The organism is Weizmannia acidilactici (assembly GCF_008974185.1).
Lineage (GTDB): Bacteria > Bacillota > Bacilli > Bacillales > Bacillaceae_C > Weizmannia > Weizmannia acidilactici.
In genome coordinates this window covers 1-24124 of the sequence record NZ_BKZP01000024.1, presented here as the reverse complement: position 1 = coordinate 24124, position 24124 = coordinate 1, and the positions used below count along the sequence as shown (strand labels likewise).

The following is a 24124-nucleotide window of genomic DNA, read 5'->3' as shown; positions in this document are numbered from 1 at the left end:
AGGGATGCCCTGGCAGCGGGGCATCCCTTTTAAATTGGGTTACTGGATAAAAAGAGGAGTTTTTTTGGAATTTGCTCGGGAGCAGCTTTTGCGCCACAAATTTTGCGGTGCGCCACATTTTCCGGGGTTTGCGCCACAATTCCATGCCTTTGCGCCACAGTAGTCACACCGGCACAATCCAAATATTTAAACCATTCACGAAACACATCGGGAAGCAACTGCACCACTAAACAAACTGGTTCAGCCCGCGATCCAAATCCTCCAGCAAAACATCTGTATCTTCAAGCCCTGCGGCAAGGCGGATCAGGTCCTGGCTGAGGTGTTCCTGCTGAAGCTGGTCTCCGTTCGTGCCGTAAAACGGAGACCATGCCAGGCTTTCAAATGATCCCCGCGAAACACCAATTTTAAAAACCTTCAAACTGTCCATAAACTTTGTGATCTTTTCCAACCCTTTTTGCTTCAATTCAAAACTAAGCAGGCCGGAAGATCCGTACATTTGCCGCTTTGCGCATTCATAGTCGGGATGTGAAGCAAGCCCCGGATAGTGCACGGTTCGGACAGCGGGATGCTTTTCCAAAAACGCTGCAATTTTACACGCATTTTTTCAAAGGCCTTCATCCGCATCGGCAGCGTCCGGATTCCCCGGGCTAATAGGGCGGCACCATAAGAGGAAAGCGCCGTCCCCAACAGCAGCAGTTCCTGATGAAACAAAGAACCTATTATTTCCTGATTAGCAATCAATTGAAGCGGAGTGGACGACAATATCGATGTCTTTTATCAAAGGCTTCTGAAAGAGCGGGTCGCACATGTGTTATCAACCATTGTCCGGATATTCCTTTTCCGGGTTACTTCCGTGGCTGTTTTCAAATCAATGATCCGGTGCAACAAATTCGTCGGGCTCTCCCAAATAGATCACCCGGGTATTCTGCCGGAATGCCCATAATCGGTTTACCAAGATATGCCGAATTTTTCGATGTACCGACAAGCTGGATCGTAGTGGAGTAAACAAGCCCTACAATGAATAGATGGTCCCCTCTGCTGTAAACTATTCAAAAACGCCGTGCTGATGGCTGTCATCCCCGAACTGAATAGTCGGCATGCATCGTCCCGCTACAAAGCCGCGAGTTTTACCTCAGCTACTTTCACAGTCGGGTTTGGGCCGCGCCGGTACACATAATGATGGGCGGGATGGCTGTTGGTATCGGTCAATTCCTCAAACGTACTAAAAGTAAATAAAGTATTGCCAAAAACAGCGGCACAACAGCTCCGTGAAAATCTTCCCTAACTTTTTCTTAGTTCTTGCAGATTTTTTTATCGATTGAGTATGAATCGCGGTTGTCCATGGAATTGCTCCCTGTGTAAATAATCAGTACGCTAAGTTTGTCGAGAATGATTGATGTTCATGCAAACAAAAACTGGGTGCATTTTCCCTGCGAAGCTCGTAAAATAGTAGTAAATAAGGGGGGTTATGAAAAAGTTTTTTATACTGGCCCTTGCAATTGTGTATGCTGCCTTCCCAAACCGGAGCGCGGGGCGGCAGAGAGGCATATTGACAGCAAATCAATCTATAACTATATTACAAAACATAAGGGCATTATCGGTGTCTATTATTACAATATTGAGACAGGCGATAAGGTCGAAACGAAAAATTTACAAGAAACTCAAAGAAGACTACTTACCACGGCTGAAGAAGTATGAAGCCCAATTGGAAATTTTTGGAGACCGGAACAGTTATTCCAAAACAGATCACGATGCCACCTTTATGCGGATGAAAGAAGATCATATGAAAAACGGCCAGCTGAAACCGGGTTACAATGTCCAAATTGGAACGGAAGACCAGCTTATTCTTGGATACACTATACACCAGAGGCCAACTGATACAAGATGCTTTGTGCCGCATTTGGAGAAGCTGAAAGCATCCGGCCTGCCTAAGCCAAAACGGATCATTGCGGATGCAGGTTATGGCGGGGAAGCCAACTATTTGTATGCGCATGAGGAAGAGTTCGAAGCATTGATTCCTTACAATACTATGAGGAAAGAAGAGACGCGGGCTTACAAAAAAGATATCCGAAATGTTTCTAACTGGGAATATCGTGAAAAAGACGAGCAAATCTACGCTCGAAGGAAAATCGAGGTAGAAAGCGTGTTCGGTCATATCAAAGGCAATCGGTCGTTCCGCAGATTTTCTCTACGGGGGCTTGAGAAAGTAAATATCGAATTCGGGCTGGGTGCCATCGTCCACAATCTTCTGAAACAGGCGGAAAAGAACCGCCTGTTTCAGAAAGAAGAAAAACCGTCGAGAAAATTATTTTCTCAACGGTTTTTCTTGTTTAAGAAGGGGCTTTTGGGACAGCCCCTTTTGTCCGTTGTTTGAAAAAACATTGATAGCGGCCGTGCCGCAAGAAACCAAAATTCCACCTTCTTATCAATATACCCTATCCCCGTTAAAAATGGAGTTTTTCACAATGACATAGTCCACTTTCCGAATGTCGGCCAGTTTGTTTCCGCCGGCATAAGAAATGGATGACTGCAGGTCTTCTTCCATTTCCGTCAGCGTATCTTGCAGCGGGCCCCTGAATTCTACATACATTTTTTTGCCTTCCACGTTTTTCCGTTCACCTTTTTGAAACTCGGATGCGGATCCGAAGTATTCTTTATAAAGTTTGCCGTCAATTTCAATCGTTTCACCCGGCGATTCTTCGTGGCCGGCGAAAAGGGAGCCGATCATCACCATCGTTGCCCCGAAACGGACCGATTTGGCAATATCCCCATGCGTGCGGATGCCGCCGTCTGCAATAATTGGCTTGCTCGCGGCTTTCGCGCACCAGCGCAGGGCCGCGAGCTGCCATCCGCCTGTACCGAATCCGGTTTTAATTTTCGTAATGCACACTTTCCCCGGCCCGATGCCGACTTTTGTCGCGTCCGCACCGGCATGTTCCAGTTCCCTTACTGCTTCCGGTGTGCCGACATTCCCGGCAATCACAAAGGTTTCCGGCAAGTGCTTTTTAATATGATGGATCATTCTGATAACCGCATCGGAATGGCCGTGTGCGATATCAATCGTAATGTATTCCGGCTTCAGGTTTGCTGCAGCCAGTTCTTCAATAAAAGTAAATTCTTCCGGCTTGACGCCGACGCTGACCGATGCATAAAGCCCCCGGTCAATCATATCTTTCACAAATTGCAGGCGCTTCTCCGGCTGAAACCGGTGCATTATATAAAAATATCCATTTTCGGCCAAATATACGGAGATTTTTTCATCAATAATGGTTTGCATGTTGGCAGGCACTACAGGCAGTCTGAACTTACGCCCGCCTAACACAACACTTGTATCACATTCCGAACGGCTGTTCACGATACATTTTTCCGGAATTAGCTGCACATCTTCATAATCAAACACTGTATCCATGTTTTTGCACTCCCAAAAACGAATGTTATTTCGGTATAACTTGTTAAATGTTCGTACGTTGGTACTTTACCTTATTTTTTTCTGGTTGTCAAAGGTTTTTACAAACAATTTTCTTAGTTTTACAGACAATTAGAATGGATGTTCCTGGAATGGAGTGCTGCAAAAAAGGACATTCCTATAACGAAGTTTGCAAAATAACCAAGTATTTACTACTATGAATAAGGCTTGTTTACAATTGGCAGGCAATATTTAGGCCAAGGAGGAAAATCAGTGAAATATATCATCGGGCTATTGGGCATCATGTTGATTCTTGGGCTGGCCTGGCTTGCCAGCAGCGATAAAAGGCATATTAAATATCGGCCCATTCTCACCATGATTCTTCTTCAGTTTCTGTTTGGTTTTTTACTGCTGAATACGAGCGCCGGCAATTGGCTGATCGCAGGAATTGCAGAGGGGTTCGGGAAGCTTTTAACATATGCGAATACAGGTGTGAATTTCGTATTTGGCGGAATGGTGAATAACAAACAATTGGCATTCTTTCTCAGTGTCTTGATGCCGATTGTCTTTATTTCAGCGTTGATCGGCATATTGCAGCATTGGAACATACTGCCGGTAATCATTAAAGGGATCGGCTATGCTTTAAGCAAAGTGAACGGAATGGGAAAACTTGAGTCATATAATGGGGTAGCTTCCGCCATATTGGGACAGTCCGAAGTCTTTATTTCGGTAAAAAACCAGCTGGAAACATTATCGGAGCAACGCCTTTATACACTTTGTACTTCTGCAATGTCCACAGTATCGATGTCCATTGTCGGGTCTTATATGGAATTAATTAAACCGGAATACGTAGTGACTGCAATCGTGCTGAACTTATTCGGCGGCTTTATCATCGTTTCATTGATTAATCCATACGACGTTTCCCCGGAAGAAGATGCTATCGTTTTTGAAACAGGAGAAAAGCAGTCGTTTTTTGAAATGCTCGGTGAGTATATTATGGTCGGGTTCCGGGTAGCGGTTACAGTGGCGGCCATGTTAATCGGCTTTGTCGCGCTGATCTCCATGATTAACGCGATTTTTAACGGCATCTTTGGCATTACTTTCCAGAAATTTCTCGGCTATATCTTTTCACCGTTCACCTTTTTGATGGGCATTCCGTGGCACAGTGCAGTAGATGCCGGAAGCATTATGGCCACAAAATTGGTGAGCAATGAGTTTGTTGCCATGACCAACCTGGCGCAAGGGCATTTTACCTTTTCGCAAAGGACATTGGCCATTATCTCCGTTTTCCTTGTTTCATTTGCAAACTTCTCGTCGATCGGCATTATCGCGGGTGCTGTGAAAAGCTTGAATGAGAAGAAGGGCAATGTTGTTGCGAAATTCGGGCTCAAACTGTTATACGGTGCAACGCTCGTCAGCTTCCTGTCGGCAACCATTGTCGGGTTAATCTATTAATGAATCTAAGGGAAAATGCAAAAAGAGTGTAGAGTTCCAAAAATTGATTGGAAAATGATAAATAAAATAAAACTCACTTGACAGATCGAAATAATGTAATTAAAATGAACATAACAATTTAAAAGGTTATGATTTATAAAAATATTTTTATTGATTAAAACAAAAATAAACCAACTGTCTGTTTTCTTTAAGCAGATTCATAAGTGCCGACCGGTCAACCGCGGGCTCCTATCTTTATGAATGAAAGATAAGGGGCCCTTTTTTGTTACTTATAATCCCACTAAAAAAATGGGATTTATTGGTAATAGTGCTTTTCACCAATTCCATTGAAGGGGGTGATCCATCTTGTAGTTCACAAAATGGAAAAGAGCTGCACCTTGAAAATTAAGGGAGGTTTAAGCGTGTTAAAAAAAGTGAAGCGGCGAAGGTGGATAGCATTCATTCTTTTGATGATTGTTTCTTTATTGTTTGGCGGCTGCGGTGTTTCGAAGAAAGAAAAGGCAGCAGCGAAACTTGGGGAAAAGAATGATAAGGTAATCCGTATCGGTTATCAGAAGTTCGGGACTTTAAATATTTTGAAAGCAAAAGGCAGTTTGGAAAAACAATTGAAGCCTCTCGGCTACACGGTAAAGTGGACAGAATTCCCCGGCGGCCCGCAATTACTGGAGGCTTTAAATGCTGGCAGCCTCGACTTCGGCCATACAGGTGAAGCACCGCCTATTTTTGCACAGGCGGCAGGCGCGCCGCTTGTATACTTTGCCAACTCTGTCGCCAATCCAAAAGGTGAGGCCATCATCGTGCCAAAAGATTCAAAGATAAAAACTTTGAAAGATTTAAAAGGAAAGAAGATTGCGCTGAATAAAGGTTCCAATGTCCATTATCTGCTAGTAAAGGCATTAGAGAAAGCCGGCATTTCTTACAGTGACATTCAAACTGTTTTTCTTGCGCCTGCAGACGCCCGTACAGCGTTTGAGCAAGGAGCCGTAGACGCATGGGCCATATGGGATCCATTTCTCGCGGATGCCCAGCTTGCAACGCATGCCCGCACTTTGTCAGACGGCATCGGGCTTGTGAAAAACCGTGAGTTTTTCCTGGTAACGAGCCAGTTTGCAAAAAAACATCAGGATATATTGAATGTGATTTACAAACAGCTTGAAAATACGGAGCACTGGGTGAAGAACAATCCTAAACAAGCGGCTAAGTTTTTGGCACCGCAGATTGGAATGAGTGAGAAATCTTTGGAGTTGACGCTCAGCCGTAAAAATTTCGGCCTGGAAAAGATCAACAGCCAAACGATTGATGACCAGCAGCAAATCGTGGATGAATTTTACAAATTGAAATTGATTCCAAAACCAATCAAAGTACACGAAGCATTTTTATCAAATTAATCCGGGGAGAGGAGAAAGACTGATGAAGGCATTCTGGTTTATACCAACACATGGCGATTCACGATATTTAGGGGTAACGACCGGCGGAAGGGCCGTAAATTTTCCTTATTTAAAACAAGTGGCACAGGCGGTGGACCACCTCGGGTTTACCGGGGCTTTGCTACCGACCGGCAGATCATGCGAAGATTCATGGGTGGTGGCGTCCAGCCTGATTCAGGTAACCTCAACAATGAAATTTTTGGTGGCGGTCAGGCCAGGGGTTATCTCACCATCACAGGCAGCGAGAATGGCCGCAACCTTTGACCGTTTATCGAAAGGGAGGCTCCTCATTAATGTGGTGACCGGGGGCGACCCGGTGGAACTGGCAGGGGACGGGTTGCATTTAAGCCACCGCGAGCGTTATGAACTGACCGATGAATTTCTCACGATTTGGAAGGATTTATTGGAAAACGGGGAAGCTGATTTTTCGGGCAGGTATTTAAATGTGAAAGGCGGCAAGTTGCTTTATCCGTCAGTGCAGCAACCTTACCCTCCGCTTTATTTCGGTGGGTCTTCGGAAATTGGCCAGGAAATTGCGGCAAAACATGTGGACGTCTACTTGACTTGGGGGGAGCCGCCTGAAAAAGTTGAAGAAAAAATTAATCGCGTTAAAGAATTGGCGGAAGCACAGGGAAGAACGGTGCGGTTTGGCATCAGGCTGCATGTCATTGTCAGGGAAACCGAAAAAGAAGCATGGGCTGCCGCTAATGATTTAATTCGGTATGTGGATGATGAACTTATTGCATCTTCACAAAAAATATTTTCTAGATTTGATTCAGTTGGGCAACAAAGAATGACGGCACTGCATAATGGAAGCCGTGAAAATTTGGAAATCAGCCCGAATCTCTGGGCAGGGGTCGGCCTGGTACGGGGAGGAGCCGGAACAGCGCTGGTTGGCAGTCCGGAAACGGTGGCACATCGTATGAAAGAGTATGCTGAACTTGGCATTGAATCATTTATTCTTTCCGGATATCCCCATCTTGAAGAAGCTTACCGGGTAGCCGAATTATTATTCCCGCTTCTTCCGCTGGAGCGTCCGGTTGCTGATACACATTCTAATATCATCAGCCCGTTTGGGGAAATTGTTGCCAATAATGAATATCCAAAAGTATTAAAGTAAAGGGGTGTTCGCATGGCTAAAAATCGTTTTGTGCCTTGGATCGTGCCGGTTATTTTGCTCGCAGCCTGGCAGCTCTCGAGCCAGTTTGGATTGTTATCTTCAAAGGTGCTGCCAAATCCTGTTGCTGTGGTGGAATCCGCTGTGGAATTGGCACGCTCCGGCCAGCTTTTCGATTATATTGGCGCGAGCAGTAAACGGGCACTCGTTGGTTTTTTAATCGGAGGAGGCATCGGCTTTGCATTGGGTCTGTCCAACGGTTTGTTTAAAACTGCAGAGAGTCTGCTCGATAGTACTTTGCAGATGATCCGGAATATTCCCCATCTGGCTTTAATTCCGATTGTCATTTTATGGTTTGGCATTGAAGAAGAAGCGAAGTTGTTTCTCGTTGCGCTGGGCACTTTTTTCCCTATTTATTTAAATACTTTCCACGGTATCCGTTCAGTAGACAAAGCCTTGATCGAAATGGGGGATGTCTACGGGCTGAAGGGGACCGCGCTTTTTTGGCATATTATTCTGCCGGGGTCGCTTCCATCCATTTTGGTCGGTGTGCGTTATGCATTGGGGGTAACGTGGGTTACACTGATTGTTGCCGAAACGATTGCTTCTAATTCCGGAATTGGATACATGGCGATGAATGCCCGTGAGTTTATGCAACTGGATGTCGTTGTATTAAGCATAATCCTGTATGCGCTTCTCGGAAAGTTATCCGACTTGTTGGCAAAGATCGCCGAAAAAAGGCTGTTAAAATGGCATCCGTCGTACCAAAAGTAGAAGGAGAGGAACCCATGGCGTCAAAAGAGAAGGAAATTGTGTTAGAGGTTGACGATTTGCAAAAATCATTTGGCAGCCATCAAGTGCTGCGCAAAATTGATTTAAAAGTGAAAAAAGGGGAATTTGTCGCAATTGTCGGCCGGAGCGGATGCGGCAAAAGTACACTGCTGCGGCTGCTGGCAGGACTTGAAAAAGCTAGCAGCGGTACAATTTTCATAAATGGAAAACCTTTGTCTGGCAAAAACCCTTCGGTAAAAATCATGTTTCAAGATGGCCGCCTGCTTCCATGGAAAAAAATCCTCCAAAATGTAGGCCTTGGGCTGCAGGGTGATTGGAAAGAATGTGCCAATCAGATGCTTAAACAGGTCGGCCTGGACGGGCGCGCCAATGATTGGCCGTCTGAATTATCGGGCGGCCAGAAACAAAGGGTTGCATTGGCGAGAGCTTTGGTTCACGAGCCCGAAATCCTGCTGCTGGATGAACCGCTCGGCGCATTGGATGCTTTGACAAGAATTGAGATGCATCAGCTGATCCAATCGCTGTGGCTCGAGAAAAACTTTACAGCGATATTGGTGACGCATGATGTAGAAGAGGCTGTCGCACTCGCCGACAGAGTTATTTTAATAGAAAATGGTGAAATTGCAATGAACTATCCCGTAAAACTGCCGCATCCGAGAAAAAGGGACCATGCACTCTTTTCTTCAACTGTAAACCACATTCTAAACCGGATCTTAGGTGATGGCGGACATCACGGATTGCGGGCTGCCAAAAATTAAACATTAAGGGGAGAGGAGCGGCTCTGATGGAAAAAGTTGTTTTACTTACAGGAAGCCCTTCAGAATTCACAAGATTGAACGGAATACGGGATTATGTGGAAGGCTATTTGCAAAGAGGCGGGCTTCAGCCGGATGTCATTAATATCAGGGAACTGCCGGCAGCTGATTTAATTCAAGCAAGGTTTGGCGGAAGGGAAATTTCAGAAGCTTTAAGAAAGGTAGAGGCAGCGGAGACTGTTATCATTTTAACCCCGGTATATAAAGCATCATTTTCGGGGCTTCTTAAAATTTTTCTTGATTTCCTGCCGCAAAACGGTTTAGCCGGAAAAAAGATTTTACCGCTCGCAATGGGTGGTACATTCGGACATCTATTGGCATTAGATTACGCATTAAAACCGGTGCTGGCCGCACTGGGTGCAACCAGCATCGAAAAAGGGGCATTTATTTTGGACAGCCAGGTTGAAAAAACAGCAAAACACCAATACCGATTGGATGAACAGGCAAAGAGCCGTCTGGATTCTTCTTTAAAATTTCTGCTTCCTGTTTACACAAATGGCGGCATTTCAGTTACTTCATCTTAGAAAAAATTCCGGCATTTGGAAGTATGCTCCAAATGCCGGAATGCTCTAATAATCTCAATTAGCTCATCCTTTGTTTGGCGATATGCGCTTTTTTCTTTTCCAATGCGAACCGGACTTTCTCTGTTGTTTCAATCTGTGTGATACTCCCCTCGTGGATCGAGATGATAACCGTTCCAAATTCGAGTTTTTTCAGCGATTCAATAATGTGAGTCAACCTTGATTCATCAATATAAGCCAATCTTTTTCTACCCCCAAAATAATATTTTACACATGCTTTTGGTGGTCCAATCAGCAAATGCAGATGTTGAAAATCCTTTTATGAAACGGGTCCCCGTTCAGTTTGATCAATTTCTCTTCCGGCAAATGGAAAGCCCCCTTCCGAAAAGTTAAGAAGAGGGCTTTCACATTCTCCTTAACTTATCTTCCAAGCTTTGGTCGCTTGCTGGAATTAGCACAGTTTTCTTTAAAAGAATCTGTTGCTGAGGTTTCCTCGGGCCAGTCCCTCCGCCTCTCTTGATAAGCAGCCGGTATGCAATTGATCAAAAAACGTTGTTTCTAAAAATAATGATAAATAATAGTATTCCGACTTGTCAACTTATATTTTGAAAAAATAATCACGATAGTTACAAAGTCACATTTTTCTGCTGCATAGGAACTTATTGATTTGAAGGGGGAACGTATGTGCTATAATAGAGTAGACACAGCTGCAGGGTGGGCAGCGGTCGCTCCCTGGGAAAGGGGGTGATTTGCAAAATGGTCTCTGTTTTCGACGCGGTTTCGCTGATGATCATGTTCGGAAGCTTGCTCATTGCCGTGATCGAATTGGTCATTTCCCTGATCAAACGGAAATAACCCACCCTGCTCCCTGCCATGGTTCGGGTGGGTTACGCCTATACCGGGCCGCTGCTGATCGCAGCATGCTGTGCCGGGGACATTGGCTGGGGGGCCAATGTTCCCTTAAATGTTCGCTACCGTTAGTATATGATAAAAACCCTGTTCCATTCAATTTATTTCTGCGTGCACTTTCTTTTTTCGAATGAAGTTTTTGGAAGGATGATTGGTTAAATAAATGCTTATCAGGATGAGAACCAAACCTTCCAGAAGCGAAAAAGTGAACGGTTCGCCAAGGAAAAGGGTGCCGATGCCAACAGCAATCAGCGGGACAAGAAAGGTAAATGAAGCGACCTTGCTGGCATCCCCGGTGTTCATCAGCTTAAAATATAGGGTTGTAGCAACCGCCATGCCCAGTACACCCCCGAACAAAAGGCAGGCGATATAAGGCAAATTCCAAGTAATGTCTGAAATGTTTTCTTTTAAAAATCCTGCTCCCGTTAAGAATAGCCCTCCTAAAATGCTTTGTAATGCCACCAGCCATAATCCGTGTACCTGCGTGCTCGTTTTTTTCATGTAGACAATTCCAAAAGCCCAGCCGACACTGGTGATCAACGCTAAAATGATACCAATAGCTGAAACTTTTCCGGTAAATCCGTCCCTGCAAACAGCAGCCACACCGAGAAATCCGATCAAAAGCCCGGCAATTTTCAAGAACGACATGGATTCTTTTAGCCATAACCATGCAAAAACACTTACCAGTACCGGCTGCAGGTAAACAATCACGGAAAATAATCCGGATGCCATATACTCTAGGCCGATAGTCTGCACCCCATTAAAAATAACCGTGTTGAAGAAGCCGACAATACAGTAGATTTTCCAATTTTTTCGCCATTCAATTTTTTGCCATTGCGGGACAAGGAAAAGCGCGAGCAGTACCCCGCCCAGAAGCGTGCGTATGCCGGCGAAAAGCAACGGCGGCGTATAGGCAAGTGCGTACTTATATACGGGCCAGCACATTCCCCAGATGATGACAACATATGCGATGTAAAAAGCAGTTTTGATTTTTGCCCCATTTCTCATTCTGATCATTCCCTTCTCATGCTCCCTCTGATGATTGGGCAAAGATTTAAGACAATTTTTCTAAGTACTGGTCTGCTTCGATGTATATTCAATTTTAATCCATTTGTCTTTATTTTTAAAATTATACAATTGCACTTGGAACATATAAAGTTTACATTTTTAACAACTTATTTCGAATATCAAAATATGTTCTATGTTATAACTGCTTTATGAAATCATGTTGAAGATGGTTTTTCCGCTTTCGATGATCTCCGCACTTTCGGGTATAAGCAGGAACTTCTGCGGGATATGGGCGGTTTTTCAAACTTTGCGATCTCATTTTCTATTATTTCTGTTTTAACAGGTGCTGTGACATTATACGGCTTTGGTTTCAGCCAGGGAGGTTCGGCGGTAATGGGCATCGGCTGGCCGCTCGTTACGATTTTTGTTTTATTGATTGCTGCTTCTCTTGCTGAGCTGACTTTGGTCATTCCGACATCAGGCGCCTTCTATCATTGGGCATCAATTTTTGGGGGCAAAGGATGGGGCTGGTTTACGGCATGGTTTAATATGGTCGGCCAGGTGACGATTGTGGCCGGCATTGATTTCGGTTGCGTCGGTTTTGCTTCTTCTTTAATTTTTGGCAATTCGACAAAATCTGAAATCTTAAGTGTTTATGCAGTCATTCTTTTAAGCCATGCGATTTTAAACCATATCGGCATCAAGATCGTTGCGAAACTGAATGATGTTTCGGCCATCTACCATATTATCGGTGTTGGAACCATTATTGCTGCATTGGCTTACTTTGGGCCTGAACACAATGTCGGCTATTTGTTCCACACAGGTTTTTCAACTGCAACCAACAGCACTACTCCTTATTGGTTTGCATTTTTAATCGGATTGCTACAAGCCCAGTGGACATATACAGGTTATGACGCATCTGCCCATACGAGTGAAGAAACCATTGATGTAAAGGTTCGCTCTCCGTGGGGTGTTTATTTATCTGTCGCAGTATCCGGGCTCTTTGGATTTATTATGATTGCTTTGGTTACAATATCCATTACCAATCCGCAAGCTGTTGCAGAAGCGGGAAGCAACGGGTTTATTGTTGCAGTTGAACAGGCTATGGGCTGAACATTCGGCAGAGCGGTCATTTGGATGGTTACAATCGCGATGTGGTTCTGCGGACTTTCATCTGTTACTTCTATTTCAAGTATGTTATATGCCTTTTCACGCGACAACGGTCTGCCGTTTAAAAACTCTAAAGTATCGGCAAAATTCCGCACACCCGCTTACGCCATTTTGCTCAGCGTTTTCTTAGCTTTCCTTTGCGCCCTGGCGGATAATGTATATGCTGTCGTGACTTCCTTGAGCGTCATTGGGCTGTACACTTCATACGGAATTCCGATTTTCTTAAAATTAAGAGCACAGCTGAGAGGATATTGGACAGAAGCTGATAATGGCCCGTGGACTTTGGGGAATTGGAGCAAACCTGTCAGCTTTATCTCGGTACTATGGATTGTATTTGTAACCGTATTGTTTAACATTTCTTCAAGTGATGTGGCGATCACAAAGCATTTCACACTGACCTATGCGACCGGAAAAGTATTTGCTTGTGTCGCCATTCTATTGATCATTTATTATACGCATCAAGCGCGCCATACATTCAAAGGACCGAACTTAGGCGCATACCGTGCAGTCCATGAACGGATCACCGCCAAAAAACTTCCAGCAGAACCGGAGGGGGAAGAAAACGTTATTTTGTAAGCCTGCTTTTAAAAACTGCGGGAAAGCAGACCGCTGCCACTACCTTACGATTTTTCATCTGATAAATATGCAAATGATCATCATTTACAAAAAATCTAGCCTGAAAACCATGACGGCTAGGTTTTTTTATAGTTATAAACAAATCCCGGGCAGTTATTGTAAAAGGCTTCTGTTTTTTAATCAAATTTCCTTCCTGTTTATATTCCATAAAACAGTATCCTCTGTGATGTAGACAGCAATGAGGGAGGAAATGAATCAGATCATTTTCCACCAGCCGTCTGTTTTCGCGGAGTTCTGTCATCTATCCGTGGCCTTCCCCGCAAAAAGTATTGCAGTGTATTTGATAATCGCCGGATTTTGCAGGCGTAAACTTTTCCGTGCCGCCGGGTGCTTTTACATTTACATTCAGTTCATCGATGGCAATGCCATGCACGCTCGCTTTTGAAGTAAACGTAAGCGTCACTTCCTGGCCGGCTTTGACATATTAAACTTTTTTTGCCGGATTGGAAATTGCTTGCAGTGAATTTAAGAATTCGGCTGGTTTTATGGCTGGAGGCAGTGCGGAAAGATGTGTTTTTTTGAAATCGGCGGAATCTTTGCCGGCAATCGTAAGCAAAGACGGCTGAACTTTAAAAGGATGATTCTCTCCTTTTTTATCTCCGTCCGTTGCGGTTACATAATAGTTCAATATTCCTGTCGGCGTGTCTTGTGTTACCGGATAGGCCGCTGTCCAGAACATCAGGCCGGATTTATCCGTAGGCGGATTGCGGTCGAGCTTCATTTCCAGCACTTTCCCCGTTGACAAGTGGACTTGCAGCTTTGCGCTTTTGGCCTGTTTATTTGTATTCGGGTCAATGGCGTTTATCCGGAAAATAATTTTGTTGTCTGCTTCAAACCTGATCTGCAGAATACAGTCCGTTTTTTCAGAAATCGTATCCCCGGAAACGGCCGAAGCTTTCACTTCACCGGCAGTTTTTTGCCCGTATCTTTTTTGGGGTTGATCGTTGCTGCAGGCACCCAGTATCATGGCAATGGCAAAAAATGTGCCAATGTAAAATGCATTCTTCTTGAAATTTTGAATTTTTCTCTCAAGTCTTGGTGGCATAAGCAAATCCTAAAACCTCGGCCATCATCCCCTTTGCAAAATAATGTTATGATGGAAGGTATAAATAGGGAGGGAAATGATCATCAATAAATTTTTAAGGAGGGAGTTGCGTATGGCTTCTTTTAATGAATATGAGCAGATGTTAAATCAGGAAATCTTTTCCTCCACTCCGGGATATATCGAAATAAAAGAGAGAGATGATCTTTTGCAATGCCGGGATTTAGATCAGGAATACATAAAAGAAATATTTCAATCGGGTGTGAGAATAGAAAAGGCGGAAAAAGAAAATTCGTCCCTCATTAATTATTTCCCGATTATCCGGAACATGAAAGTCATCGCGATACTATTGCTGCGGCCCAGAACCCGGCAGGAGCAAGACTTTATTCGAGATATTAAATATTTAAATATGGTGTCAGAACTCGCTTGTAAATGGGTGAGCGAAAAACTGGAAAAAGAAAAATGGCAAAAAAAATATACGATCACAAGTCTGGAACTGCAGAAGTTCTTTCAAACGATTACCCAGCCTTTTTGCCTGGTTGATCATGGAGGCATCATCCAGGAGATTAGTGAACATATGGCTTCTATTTTTCATAAAAGAAAAACGGCTTTCATCGGGGGGAAAGTGACTGAACTAATAGCGTATGATGACTGGAAGAAAATAAGAAGGCAAAAACAAAAATTTGAAATGTCCTTGCAGTTACAGGGAAAACAGAATGAACAATTTACAGCTGTTATCCAACCGGTATATTACAACGGCTATTGCTCTTATATCATCCTTTTAAAATCAAAGTTGATAACAAAAACGGAGCAAAACCGCCGCCGTCTTTATCGCTTTGAGGACATTATCGGTGTGAGTGATGTATTAAAGAATACGATACAGTCGGCAAAAAGGGTTTCAAAAAGTGATGTAACCATTATGTTGCGTGGCGAGAGTGGCACTGGAAAAGAAATGTTTGCGCAGTCTATCCATAATGAAAGCGACCGGAAAGACAAGCCTTTTATTGCAATTAATTGTGCGGCAATCCCTGAAAATTTGTTAGAAAGTGAATTGTTTGGGTACGAAAAAGGTGCTTTTACCGGTGCCGAGAAAGACAAACCGGGGCGTCTTGAATTGGCAAATAAAGGGACGCTTTTTTTGGATGAGATTGGTGACATGTCCTTGTACCTGCAAGCAAAAATCCTTCGGGTTATTCAAGAGAAAACGTTTGAAAGGATTGGATCAAATAAAAGCAAAGAAATTGATGTTCGCATTATCTCAGCGACTCATCGGGATTTAGAGGAGCTGGTTAGAAAGGGGGAATTCAGGGAGGACCTTTATTACCGGATTAGTGTCATCCCGATCTATATCCCCCCTCTTCGCGAACGAAAAGAAGATTTGCCAATATTAATCGAGCATTTTATGAGCGGATTTTCAAGAGATATGCAACGTTCTCCGAAAAAATTATCAGCGGAAGTCCTTCAGAAACTCATTCAATATGACTGGCCGGGGAATATCCGGGAACTGCAAAATGTTGTAAGGCATTTTGTAGAATTGGAAATTGGCGATACGGTGACAGTGAAAAGCTTGCCTTCGGCCTTGCGAAAGAAGGAAGAAACAGCTCCTTTGACTGTTGAGGCACAATCATTCAAAAATCATTCAAAACCGAATAAAAAACAAATCCAAAATCTTTTAGACCGCTATGGTTGGAGTACAGAAGGAAAGAAAAAAGCGGCGGCACATTTGGGCATCAGCCTGGCCACTTTGTACCGCTATATGAAAAAAATGAAAATATAATTAAATTAGAAACTTGAGAAATCATGATAAAAAAAGAGAAAACATGAGAAATAACTATATTTCCTTCAAAAAATAAAGAAATACGTGGAAGGTTTTCTCACCTTCTAAATACAAAAGATCAAAAATTCCAGCTGTTTATATAATTGAAAACTTCAGAATCCATTGCGAAATGAGTTTTTTTATGTTTTTTTAAATTGGCATGATTATTGCATAAGTTTTAAATGAGGGGTGTAAAACGTGGGTTGGCCGATAACAAAAGAGGACATTCCTTACATTAGCACCGGTGCTAAATTTTTATCTTGTGGAGGAGGTGGTGAGACCAGGTCTGTTGAGTGTTTATTATTGTCGATCATGAACGAAGATGATGGGATCGTGGTAAAATCCTCTGTTGAAATGTCAAATGAGTGGATAGTGCCTGTGGCGGTAGCAGGTTCCACGGTTTTAATGAATGAAGACATTCCCTCCGGACAGGAAATTTCCAAAGCCTTGAAACTTTACGAATCAGCCTCTGGGAGAAAAACGGGTGCACTGATTTCAATGGAAATCGGAGGAGTCAATGCGCTCATTCCACTGCTTGCCGCTTTGGAATGCAATCTGCCGGTGATTGATGGGGATGGCATGGGAAGGGCTTTTCCGGAAGTGGAAATGACGAGTTTTTATCATTCAGAAATCTCGGCGGTTCCATTAGTGGCCGTCTCAAAAGAACATTCTCTGGTGGTCACGAGCACGAAGAAGCTTATCGATACATTTAAAGATTTTACATTTCAAGATTACGGGTATTGCCATTTTGCCTGTTTCGGAGCAAACGGCCATCATATGAAGGCAGCAATGATTCCAGGAACATTAAAGCTGACCCGTGATATTGGAAAGGTACTTGCACAGAAAGCATCCATTTGGGATAAAGCCAAAAATATTCGCCACGCATTTTTGAACTCTGTATATGGGGAAATGGAAATAGTGTTTACAGGGAAAATTCGATCAATCCGCAGATGGTTTGTGAATAAAATGCTGGTTGGATCAGCCACATTGACAGGGCAACTGCAATACCATAAGAAGCAGGCCGATTTATATTTTCAAAATGAATTCCTTGCTTTTGCAATACCCGAAGAAACAGCTTGCACGACCCCTGATTTAATTATTTTGCTTAATTATGAAACAGGGCTGCCCTTATCTGTCTCGGAGATTCGGGAAGGCATGCTTGTTATGATTCTTGCCATAAAAGCCCCAAGCCTTTTTCATACAAAAGAAATGATTGACCAAACAGGCCCCGAGCCATTTAGGATACCGGAGAGCTTTTGTCACAGTACGGATGCAAACGGAAGGGGGTTACCTCATGAGAATTGGTATTGACATCGGCGGTACCAATACACATGCAGTGTTGGTCACCGATCAGGGAAAACTCAGGATGGCCTCCAGTTCCGTCACAACTCCTGATATTTTTACAGGTGTCCGCAGTTCTGTAGGGAATTTGTTAAAAAAAACAAGCATCCAGCCAAATGAAATCAAAGGAATTTTTGTTGGGACAACGGAATTACTGAATGCCGTCTATGAAGAGAGGACATTGGCGAAAACGGCACTGATCCGGATTGAGCTTCAGCCTTCGAAAATCATTCCGGCTTTGAACTGGCCGGAATCATTAAGATCTTTCCTTAAAGAGATATATGAACTAAAGAGCAATAATCGCTATAATCAAGCGGGCAATGAAATTAGTTGTCTAAAACAGCTGAAGCCGCTTTACAAATCGATAGCTGAGAAAAAAATTGATGCGGTTTGCATTGTGGGTGCTTATTCTCCAATGTATGAAAATGAAGAAATGCAAGTAAAAAATGAAATCAATAACAGATTTCCGGACATATCTGTAACGGTTTCCCATCAATTCGGCAGCATGGGGTTTATTGAAAGAGAAAATGTAGCTTTATTGAATACCTTATTATCTAAAGTCATTAGAAAAATTTTATTCAATCTGGCATCCTGTTTTTCTTCTCTTTCCCTCCAATGTCCTTTTTGGCTCACGCAAAGCAATGGTTCATTAATGACGATTGAGCAGGCTATGAAATTTCCGATATTAACCATTGCCTCGGGTGCAGCGAATAGCTTAAAAGGCGCTTCAAGGCTCTCGGGGTTAAAAGAAATGATTGCCATCGACATTGGGGGAAGCAAAATTTATGTCGGACATGTAGCCAACGGAGAATTAAAGGAAATGACAGCATCTACCAACCTATTCGGAATAGATGCAAGTTTAGAAATGCCGGAGATAATTTCCCTGCCTTTTGGTACCGGAAATATACCATTGATTCATGATGGAAAAGTGGAGTTTTTACCGCTTATTTCCAATGATATTAAAAAAGTCGGCACAGCTTGGGGAGGGGATACATGGACAGTCAGCGATTGCTTCCTTAAACTGTTTCCAAAATCATTTTATGATCCTGATATTGATACGGAAAAGTTGGAAACATTATCGGAAAGTGAATGTGAAAAAGTTGTATACGATGTCACCCAAAAAATCAAAGAAGCGATAGACCAGCTGCAAAATGATGAAAAGGAACTGCCTATTGTTCTTGTGGGGGGAGGAAGCCCGCTTTTTAATCAGAAGCTGTTTGGTAAATACCAGCAAGTGATAAACCCGGCCGGTTATCCGTTTAGCAGCGCAATAGGGGCGTGTTTCTCTTCTGTTAGTGAAGTAATCGACAAGGTCTATTGGTTAAATCACCGTTCAAAAGAAGAAGTAGTGAAAGAAGCGGCCGAAGCATGCAAACAAGCTGTGGTTAAAAAGGGAGCAGATCCCCATTCAGTAAAGTTGTCGTATATCCAAGAATATCCTTTCGAGTATTTAAGGGGAGAAATTCTCAGAGTGAAAGTAAAAGCTGTAGGTGAACAAATCTTATAATTTGGAGGCTGGCAATAAATGCAAAAGAAAACAAATATCGGCGATGACTATTCTTTGTCCAGGGTCCCGCAATCAGACCGGCAGTCTTTATGGAATATCACCATTATACGTGTCGGATCTTTGGCTACCATTTCGCAGTTTATCCTGGGGGCTTCATTGGGATACGGAATGACTTTTTGGGAGGCCTTTTGGGCTACCATGTTTGGCAGTGTGATTTTGGAAATCATTAGCTTCCTGCTGGGCTATGCCGGTGCAAAAGAAGGCTTGTCAACAAGTTTATTATCCCGTTGGACGGGCTTTGGCAGATATGGATCAAGTATTATAGGCGCGGTCATTGCCATATCCACAATCGGATGGTTCGGCGTGCAAAACTCTGTTTTTGCTCAAGGAATTGTCCAATCTTCAAACGGGGCTATCAGTCTTCCTGTTGCAGCTGCCATTACAGGATTTGGCGTAACCATTTTAGTGATATTTGGGTTTAAGATTTTAAGTGCGACAGCTTCAATTGCTGTGCCTGCTTTTTTATTGGCGGTTGCTGTTGGGATTTATCAAGTTCTCAGCAATCATTCCATCATGGATTTAATGGGCAGCTCTCCGGCTGGAAAACCTTTGACGATGGGAGTCGCAACAACGATGGTTGCGGGCGGATTTATCATTGGGGCCGTTATCACTCCGGATTTCAGCAGATTTGCAAGAAACGGGAAAGATGTATTTTGGATGACAATGATTGGAACCATCATCGGAGAACTTGGCATCAATATGATTGCGGTATTAATGGCACTTGCTGCAAGGACAAGTAATGTTGCGAGTATCATGATGCAAACTTCGGGATGGCTTGGCGCGTTGGTGGTTGTCTTTTCAACGGTTAAAATTAATAACTTGAATTTATATTCATCTTCTCTCGGTTTTACGAATATTTTCGATACGATTTTCAATATTAAGCTCAACCGTGGGATGGTTACACTCGTGATCGGTGCCATTGGAACGATATTGTCTGTGATGGGAATCCTTAACCGATTTACTGAATTTCTTGTCTTTCTTGGCGTATTAGTGCCTCCTGTTGCAGGGATCATGGTCATGGATTATTTCGTGTTGAAGACACACAAAAAAGAATTGGATGAAAGCCGCAAAAAGGGAGCTTTGCCGGAAAGTGAAGAGAAAATAAATCCGGTGACCATGATTGCTTGGGTAGCGGGGTTTGCAGTTGGATATTTTGTGAAAGCCGGGATTCCATCTATCAATTCCCTGCTTGCAAGTGCAGTGGTTTATTTAGCAGGAGTACTTATTATGCAGGCAGCCAGGAAAAACACCGTTGATGAAAAAGCTGCATCTTAAATAATTGAAATATTGGAGGTTTAGACAAAAATGAGAAAAATAGGAGTACAAGAAATAGAAGATATTGCCGTCGGAGCAGCTCTACTGGGCACGGGCGGCGGCGGTGATCCTTATATCGGGAAATTGATGGCAATCCAGGCAATTGAGGAATATGGGGAAATAACTTTGTTGGATGCAGATGAAGTACCGGATGATGCTTTGGTTGTTCCTTCTTCCATGATGGGGGCTCCGACGGTCATGCTTGAAAAAGCGCCGAGCGGGGAAGAAGCACTAGTCGCTTTTCGCAATTTAGAAGCTTATCTTGGTGAAAAAATTTATGCCACCTTTCCAATCGAAGCAGGAGGTGTCAATTCCATGTTGCCATTTGCTCTTGCGGCGAGGCTTGGATTGCCGGTTGTAGATGCAGATGGTATGGGCAGAGCTTTTCCGGAGCTGCAAATGGTTACGTTTTATTTGGATGGTATCCCGGCAACACCGGCGATTTTAGCCGATGAAAAAGGAAATACAGTCTTGTTATCCACCATTGATAACGTGTGGACAGAAAGGATTGCTCGTGCAGCAACTGTGCAAATGGGCGGATCTGCTATGACAGCTATGTATTCTATGAGGGGACGAAATCTAAAAGAAAGTGGAATACAGAACATTTTAAAATTAGAGGAGGAAATTGGGAGAACCATCCGGCTGGCAAAGGAAAATAACGTTAATCCTGTCCGGGAAGTCATCAAAAAAGTGAAAGGTTACCAATTATTCCATGGCAAAGTGAATGATATTAACCGCAAAACAGAATCCGGTTTCGCCAAGGGGACAGCAACGTTTGAAGGTATGCAGGAAAATAAAGGTGAGACACTTACACTTCGGTTCCAAAACGAGCATCTGTTGGCACGAACAGAACAGCGTTTATTATGTGTAACGCCTGATTTAATTGCCGTTCTGGATGCGGAAACGGGGCTTCCAATTACAACCGAGGGCATTCGATATGGGGCCAGATGTATTGTAATCGGGATACCTTGTCATCCAAAATGGAGAACAGAAAAAGGGATTGCAACAGTCGGGCCAAAATATTTTGGTTATCATGTCGATTATGTTCCGGTAGAAAAACTTGTAAAAGAGGGAGTGCGTTCATAATGGGAATTTATCGGGTAGGTATTGATGTTGGCGGTACACATACTGATGCGGTTTTATTGGATGAAAACAATACAGTAATAGCTGAAACAAAATCACCGACGACGGAAGATGTTGCAACTGGCATTTATAATGCTATGCATAAAATAATTAAAGATGCCAACGTGCCCCGGGATCAAATAAAATACGCAATGCTTGGTACTACGCACTGCACAAATGCAATTGTAGAAAGAAAAAGATTAAACAAAATAGCGGTCGTCCGAATCGGGGCACCTGCGACACTGGCAGTAAAGCCGCTTATCGGTGTTCCGAAAGATCTGAGGGAAGCATTAGGTAAGCACGTTTATTTAGTGCGTGGCGGTCATGAATTTGATGGGCGGGAAATTACTGCATTAGATACAGATTACCTTTATAAAATCGCAAATGAGATTAAGGGGAAGGTCGATTCTATTGCAATAACATCTGTATTTTCACCCGTTTCCCAAACTCATGAGCATAAGGCGAGCGAGATTTTTACGGAAGTATTGGGAGATCAAGTCTCCATTTCGTTGTCATCTGAAATCGGCTCAGTTGGTCTTCTGGAGCGGGAAAATGCCACCATTTTGAATGCATCGGTTGTAAATGTAGCCAAAACAGCGGCGGATGGTTTTATAAAAGCTCTGAAAAGCGAAGGAATCGAAGCCAATGTATTTTTCGGGCAAAATGACGGTACTTTGATGTCTGTTGATTATGCGGTAAAATACCCAATCTTTACAGTAGCTTGCGGCCCGACAAATTCATTGCGCGGTGCTTCCTATTTAAGTAACCTGTCGGATGCGATTGTCGTGGATGTCGGGGGCACCACATCAGACGTTGGTGTGCTTGTCCAGTCTTTCCCGCGGGAATCTTCACTGGCTGTTGAAATTGGCGGAGCGCGTACGAATTTCCGTATGCCGGATCTTATTTCCATTGGCCTTGGCGGAGGAACAATTGTCCGAATACAAGAAGATGGGCAATTTACGATCGGTCCGGATAGCGTCGGCTACCGACTTCCGGAAAAGGGATTAGTTTTCGGAGGGGATACACTGACAACAACAGATGTGGCAGTAGCGCTGGGGAAAGTGAAACTTGGGGATGCATCCAAAGTTGCCCACCTCAATAAGGAAATTTTAAATAAGGTTTATGATAGAATGGTAGAAATGGTGGAAGAAGCCATTGATAAAATGAAAACAAGTCCAGCTCCCGTACCTGTCATTCTAGTTGGCGGCGGCAGCATTTTATTGCCGGATGTCTTGAAAGGGGCATCAGCAGTGATTCGCCCCGAACATTCAGGTGTTGCCAACGCAATTGGGTCGGCGATTTCGCAAGTAAGCGGGCAAATTGAAAAAATTTATGTGCTGGATGAAATAGGTAGAGAACAAGCCTTGGAATCTGCTAAATCCCAGGCTATGTCCGAAGCGATTAAAGCCGGAGCAGATCCTGATAGTCTTGTTGTTGTTGATATAGAGGATATCCCACTCGCATACCTTCCAGGCAACGCAACTAGAATCCGCGTAAAGGCAGCTGGAGAATTGGCACGGAGCAATAAAGAGCAGTTAGCATGATAAAAGGATGAAACCATCCACAAGGTGAAAAATCACCTTGTGGATGGTTTTTTTTAATTGTTCTTTTAGTATGTACCAAGCGTAACGGTAGAATTTACATTAGCTTGTCCTAAAGGGGGAGGGCAATTTCGACGCTTTTTTTCCCGACACGGTTTCCCCTGTGCATTGCATCATCACCGGTATTTCCTTTTTGCTTTTTCGCGCTCTATCCGTCATAACACATGACCATGTAAAGCCCCTTTAAAACAAATACGCGCTTTCTTCAAAAGAATGAAAGGGGCATCATCAATGGTTCCACAACAAAAAAATTTCCGGGGAAAAACATTCTAACTGTTTTGACCCGTTTAATCCCATCCGCCGCGCCCAGTTAATAGCCGGACAGTTTGTGAGAAAAATGCCGGGCACCAAACCTTTAATTGGTCCCGCCAAAAGACAATCGATGCTTCAAACTTGCGGCAAGGGACTTCCAGACTACTTGAATGGTGATGACTTGTATGGGGAACATAATGGCGGATTTCATCATCCGTGCCGGTAATAAACCGAGTATCCCCTTTCCGGTAAGCATCCATAGCCATAGCGTATCTAGACCAAGATTAACAAAAATTGTTATGATCAACACCGCCAAACATACTCTCCAAAATCTCACAGGTTTTTTATAGAAAAACAATCCGTAAATGGCGCCTGCCAGAAATGCCGAGAGTGTAAAACCCGGGAAATAAGCCCCTTCTGCCGGAAATAACATCATCCCTATGACATCTGCCAATCCTGCAGTAATGCCTGCAAATAACGGCCCCAGTATACAAGCAGACAATGCTGTGGGAATAAAAGTAAATCCAATTCTTAGGACCGGCGTTTGTATGGACAGAAATCGTGTTGAAATCACTTCTAATGCAATAAAAAGGCCGGCAAGTACTATTTTTTTGACATTCATCGCTTAACCTCCATTATGGATGTCCATCATGTGCAGGCATCGAAAAATATATTCATTTTGCACCCAAGATTCACAATAGTTTTATAGCTTTATTATCCGGCCCGGATGAGATGATGTCAATGTGGTGAACGGGTTTAGTATGTGTCAAGTTTTTCTCGACACTGTTTAAATATCGGGCATTCCAAGACACC

Annotated in this window: 23 protein-coding genes, 2 pseudogenes and 1 riboswitch; of the genes and pseudogenes, 15 read left to right on the top strand and 10 right to left on the bottom strand. The window is 43.4% G+C overall.

Translation table 11 applies throughout. From position 1 onward, the window contains the following. Nucleotides 1-29: 29 nt before the first annotated feature. From BpJC4_RS11040 to BpJC4_RS17135, 3 genes are all read right to left on the bottom strand, one after another. Nucleotides 30-227, bottom strand: a complete 198-nt coding sequence (locus BpJC4_RS11040) for a hypothetical protein (protein ID WP_151697902.1) — start codon at nucleotides 225-227, stop codon at nucleotides 30-32. After that, a complete protein-coding gene (locus BpJC4_RS11035; protein WP_151697901.1) occupies nucleotides 227-577 on the bottom strand; it encodes a PLP-dependent transferase in 351 nt (116 codons plus the stop codon). Before BpJC4_RS11035 ends, BpJC4_RS11040 begins: the two co-directional genes overlap by 1 nt. 200 nt (nucleotides 578-777) lie before the next feature. Beyond that, nucleotides 778-867 carry a hypothetical protein gene (locus BpJC4_RS17135; protein WP_371862199.1) on the bottom strand — a complete coding sequence of 30 codons (90 nt, stop codon included), beginning with the start codon at nucleotides 865-867 and terminating at the stop codon, nucleotides 778-780. 784 nt (nucleotides 868-1651) lie between these two features. Here BpJC4_RS17135 and BpJC4_RS11020 point away from each other — a divergent pair. Beyond that, nucleotides 1652-2374 (top strand): annotated as a pseudogene (locus BpJC4_RS11020) (transposase); the annotation flags it as partial. 51 nt (nucleotides 2375-2425) lie between these two features. Here the strand turns inward: BpJC4_RS11020 and guaC are convergent. After that, nucleotides 2426-3409: a GMP reductase gene (gene guaC, locus BpJC4_RS11015; protein ID WP_151680626.1), complete on the bottom strand. Its 984-nt coding sequence runs from the start codon at nucleotides 3407-3409 to the stop codon at nucleotides 2426-2428. 270 nt (nucleotides 3410-3679) lie between these two features. Between guaC and BpJC4_RS11010 the strand changes: the two genes are divergently transcribed. The 6 genes from BpJC4_RS11010 to ssuE all read left to right on the top strand — a co-directional run bounded on the left by BpJC4_RS11010 (nucleotide 3680) and on the right by ssuE (nucleotide 9536). Next, nucleotides 3680-4861, top strand: a complete 1182-nt coding sequence (locus BpJC4_RS11010; RefSeq protein WP_151680625.1) for a NupC/NupG family nucleoside CNT transporter — start codon at nucleotides 3680-3682, stop codon at nucleotides 4859-4861. A 449-nt stretch (nucleotides 4862-5310) separates the two neighbouring features. Further along, nucleotides 5311-6249: a sulfonate ABC transporter substrate-binding protein gene (locus BpJC4_RS11005; protein WP_371862306.1), complete on the top strand. Its 939-nt coding sequence runs from the start codon at nucleotides 5311-5313 to the stop codon at nucleotides 6247-6249. Nucleotides 6250-6271: 22 nt separating this feature from the next. Next, complete coding sequence (gene ssuD / locus BpJC4_RS11000) at nucleotides 6272-7408, top strand: FMNH2-dependent alkanesulfonate monooxygenase (RefSeq protein WP_151680623.1); 1137 nt, start codon at nucleotides 6272-6274, stop codon at nucleotides 7406-7408. A 12-nt stretch (nucleotides 7409-7420) separates the two neighbouring features. Continuing rightward, nucleotides 7421-8179: an aliphatic sulfonate ABC transporter permease SsuC gene (gene ssuC, locus BpJC4_RS10995; RefSeq protein WP_151680622.1), complete on the top strand. Its 759-nt coding sequence runs from the start codon at nucleotides 7421-7423 to the stop codon at nucleotides 8177-8179. 14 nt (nucleotides 8180-8193) lie between these two features. After that, nucleotides 8194-8955, top strand: a complete 762-nt coding sequence (locus tag BpJC4_RS10990) for an ATP-binding cassette domain-containing protein (protein WP_151680621.1) — start codon at nucleotides 8194-8196, stop codon at nucleotides 8953-8955. Between the two features lie 26 nt (nucleotides 8956-8981). After that, complete coding sequence (gene ssuE / locus BpJC4_RS10985; RefSeq protein ID WP_253693647.1) at nucleotides 8982-9536, top strand: NADPH-dependent FMN reductase; 555 nt, start codon at nucleotides 8982-8984, stop codon at nucleotides 9534-9536. Nucleotides 9537-9594: 58 nt separating this feature from the next. Here the strand turns inward: ssuE and BpJC4_RS10980 are convergent, their stop codons facing one another. Then, nucleotides 9595-9774, bottom strand: coding sequence for a YezD family protein (locus tag BpJC4_RS10980; protein ID WP_151680619.1), 180 nt, complete (start codon nucleotides 9772-9774; stop codon nucleotides 9595-9597). Between the two features lie 176 nt (nucleotides 9775-9950). Then, nucleotides 9951-10059, bottom strand: a riboswitch (SAM riboswitch). Nucleotides 10060-10289: 230 nt separating this feature from the next. On the opposite strand from BpJC4_RS10980, the gene BpJC4_RS10975 reads away from it, so the two are divergent. Beyond that, nucleotides 10290-10388 (top strand): putative holin-like toxin, encoded by a 99-nt coding sequence (locus tag BpJC4_RS10975; RefSeq protein WP_151680618.1) that lies wholly within the window; start codon nucleotides 10290-10292, stop codon nucleotides 10386-10388. Nucleotides 10389-10538: 150 nt separating this feature from the next. Here BpJC4_RS10975 and BpJC4_RS10970 read toward each other — a convergent pair whose 3' ends face one another. Further along, the gene (locus BpJC4_RS10970; RefSeq protein ID WP_151680655.1) at nucleotides 10539-11450 is read right to left on the bottom strand and encodes a DMT family transporter; all 912 of its coding nucleotides are present in this window, start codon (nucleotides 11448-11450) and stop codon (nucleotides 10539-10541) included. A gap of 288 nt (nucleotides 11451-11738) precedes the next feature. Between BpJC4_RS10970 and BpJC4_RS16615 the strand changes: the two are divergent. Continuing rightward, nucleotides 11739-13196 (top strand): annotated as a pseudogene (locus BpJC4_RS16615) (amino acid permease). Here the strand turns inward: BpJC4_RS16615 and BpJC4_RS10960 are convergent. The 3 genes from BpJC4_RS10960 to BpJC4_RS10955 all read right to left on the bottom strand — a co-directional run bounded on the left by BpJC4_RS10960 (nucleotide 13186) and on the right by BpJC4_RS10955 (nucleotide 14301). Beyond that, nucleotides 13186-13404, bottom strand: a complete 219-nt coding sequence (locus BpJC4_RS10960; protein WP_151680617.1) for a hypothetical protein — start codon at nucleotides 13402-13404, stop codon at nucleotides 13186-13188. The pseudogene BpJC4_RS16615 and the gene BpJC4_RS10960 sit on opposite strands and share 11 nt — an antisense overlap. A 93-nt stretch (nucleotides 13405-13497) precedes the next feature. Then, nucleotides 13498-13659 carry a cupredoxin domain-containing protein gene (locus BpJC4_RS16165; RefSeq protein WP_172967561.1) on the bottom strand — a complete coding sequence of 54 codons (162 nt, stop codon included), beginning with the start codon at nucleotides 13657-13659 and terminating at the stop codon, nucleotides 13498-13500. Between the two features lie 21 nt (nucleotides 13660-13680). Then, nucleotides 13681-14301, bottom strand: coding sequence for a hypothetical protein (locus BpJC4_RS10955; RefSeq protein WP_151697898.1), 621 nt, complete (start codon nucleotides 14299-14301; stop codon nucleotides 13681-13683). A gap of 112 nt (nucleotides 14302-14413) precedes the next feature. Between BpJC4_RS10955 and BpJC4_RS10950 the strand changes: the two genes are divergently transcribed. The 6 genes from BpJC4_RS10950 to BpJC4_RS10925 all read left to right on the top strand — a co-directional run bounded on the left by BpJC4_RS10950 (nucleotide 14414) and on the right by BpJC4_RS10925 (nucleotide 23002). Next, nucleotides 14414-16075, top strand: coding sequence for a sigma-54 interaction domain-containing protein (locus BpJC4_RS10950; RefSeq protein ID WP_151697897.1), 1662 nt, complete (start codon nucleotides 14414-14416; stop codon nucleotides 16073-16075). A 237-nt stretch (nucleotides 16076-16312) separates the two neighbouring features. Continuing rightward, nucleotides 16313-17425, top strand: coding sequence for a DUF917 domain-containing protein (locus BpJC4_RS10945; RefSeq protein WP_151697896.1), 1113 nt, complete (start codon nucleotides 16313-16315; stop codon nucleotides 17423-17425). Then, nucleotides 17409-18962: a hydantoinase/oxoprolinase N-terminal domain-containing protein gene (locus tag BpJC4_RS10940; protein ID WP_151680613.1), complete on the top strand. Its 1554-nt coding sequence runs from the start codon at nucleotides 17409-17411 to the stop codon at nucleotides 18960-18962. The genes BpJC4_RS10945 and BpJC4_RS10940 overlap by 17 nt, the downstream gene beginning before the upstream one ends. An 18-nt stretch (nucleotides 18963-18980) precedes the next feature. Continuing rightward, nucleotides 18981-20297, top strand: coding sequence for a purine-cytosine permease family protein (locus BpJC4_RS10935; RefSeq protein WP_151680612.1), 1317 nt, complete (start codon nucleotides 18981-18983; stop codon nucleotides 20295-20297). Between the two features lie 30 nt (nucleotides 20298-20327). Continuing rightward, the gene (locus BpJC4_RS10930; RefSeq protein WP_151680611.1) at nucleotides 20328-21422 is read left to right on the top strand and encodes an S-methyl thiohydantoin desulfurase family protein; all 1095 of its coding nucleotides are present in this window, start codon (nucleotides 20328-20330) and stop codon (nucleotides 21420-21422) included. After that, nucleotides 21422-23002 carry a hydantoinase/oxoprolinase family protein gene (locus BpJC4_RS10925; RefSeq protein WP_151680610.1) on the top strand — a complete coding sequence of 527 codons (1581 nt, stop codon included), beginning with the start codon at nucleotides 21422-21424 and terminating at the stop codon, nucleotides 23000-23002. The genes BpJC4_RS10930 and BpJC4_RS10925 overlap by 1 nt, the downstream gene beginning before the upstream one ends. 412 nt (nucleotides 23003-23414) lie before the next feature. Here the strand turns inward: BpJC4_RS10925 and BpJC4_RS10920 are convergent, their stop codons facing one another. Further along, nucleotides 23415-23933 carry a folate family ECF transporter S component gene (locus BpJC4_RS10920; protein WP_151680609.1) on the bottom strand — a complete coding sequence of 173 codons (519 nt, stop codon included), beginning with the start codon at nucleotides 23931-23933 and terminating at the stop codon, nucleotides 23415-23417. Nucleotides 23934-24124: the final 191 nt, after the last annotated feature.

Bases quoted from the DNA above. Each gene is read 5' to 3' on its own strand.
- ssuC (WP_151680622.1), top strand. From the start codon at position 7,421: ATGGCTAAAAATCGTTTTGTGCCTTGGATCGTGCCGGTTATTTTGCTC.
- BpJC4_RS11005 (WP_371862306.1), top strand. From the start codon at position 5,311: ATGATTGTTTCTTTATTGTTTGGCGGCTGCGGTGTTTCGAAGAAAGAA.
- BpJC4_RS10920 (WP_151680609.1), bottom strand. From the start codon at position 23,933: ATGAATGTCAAAAAAATAGTACTTGCCGGCCTTTTTATTGCATTAGAA.
- BpJC4_RS10950 (WP_151697897.1), top strand. From the start codon at position 14,414: ATGGCTTCTTTTAATGAATATGAGCAGATGTTAAATCAGGAAATCTTT.
- BpJC4_RS10970 (WP_151680655.1), bottom strand. From the start codon at position 11,450: ATGAGAAATGGGGCAAAAATCAAAACTGCTTTTTACATCGCATATGTT.
- BpJC4_RS10940 (WP_151680613.1), top strand. From the start codon at position 17,409: ATGAGAATTGGTATTGACATCGGCGGTACCAATACACATGCAGTGTTG.
- ssuE (WP_253693647.1), top strand. From the start codon at position 8,982: ATGGAAAAAGTTGTTTTACTTACAGGAAGCCCTTCAGAATTCACAAGA.
- BpJC4_RS10955 (WP_151697898.1), bottom strand. From the start codon at position 14,301: ATGCCACCAAGACTTGAGAGAAAAATTCAAAATTTCAAGAAGAATGCA.
- BpJC4_RS10925 (WP_151680610.1), top strand. From the start codon at position 21,422: ATGGGAATTTATCGGGTAGGTATTGATGTTGGCGGTACACATACTGAT.
- BpJC4_RS10960 (WP_151680617.1), bottom strand. From the start codon at position 13,404: ATGGAATATAAACAGGAAGGAAATTTGATTAAAAAACAGAAGCCTTTT.
- BpJC4_RS10975 (WP_151680618.1), top strand. From the start codon at position 10,290: ATGGTCTCTGTTTTCGACGCGGTTTCGCTGATGATCATGTTCGGAAGC.
- guaC (WP_151680626.1), bottom strand. From the start codon at position 3,409: ATGGATACAGTGTTTGATTATGAAGATGTGCAGCTAATTCCGGAAAAA.
- BpJC4_RS10935 (WP_151680612.1), top strand. From the start codon at position 18,981: ATGCAAAAGAAAACAAATATCGGCGATGACTATTCTTTGTCCAGGGTC.
- BpJC4_RS10990 (WP_151680621.1), top strand. From the start codon at position 8,194: ATGGCGTCAAAAGAGAAGGAAATTGTGTTAGAGGTTGACGATTTGCAA.
- BpJC4_RS10930 (WP_151680611.1), top strand. From the start codon at position 20,328: ATGAGAAAAATAGGAGTACAAGAAATAGAAGATATTGCCGTCGGAGCA.
- ssuD (WP_151680623.1), top strand. From the start codon at position 6,272: ATGAAGGCATTCTGGTTTATACCAACACATGGCGATTCACGATATTTA.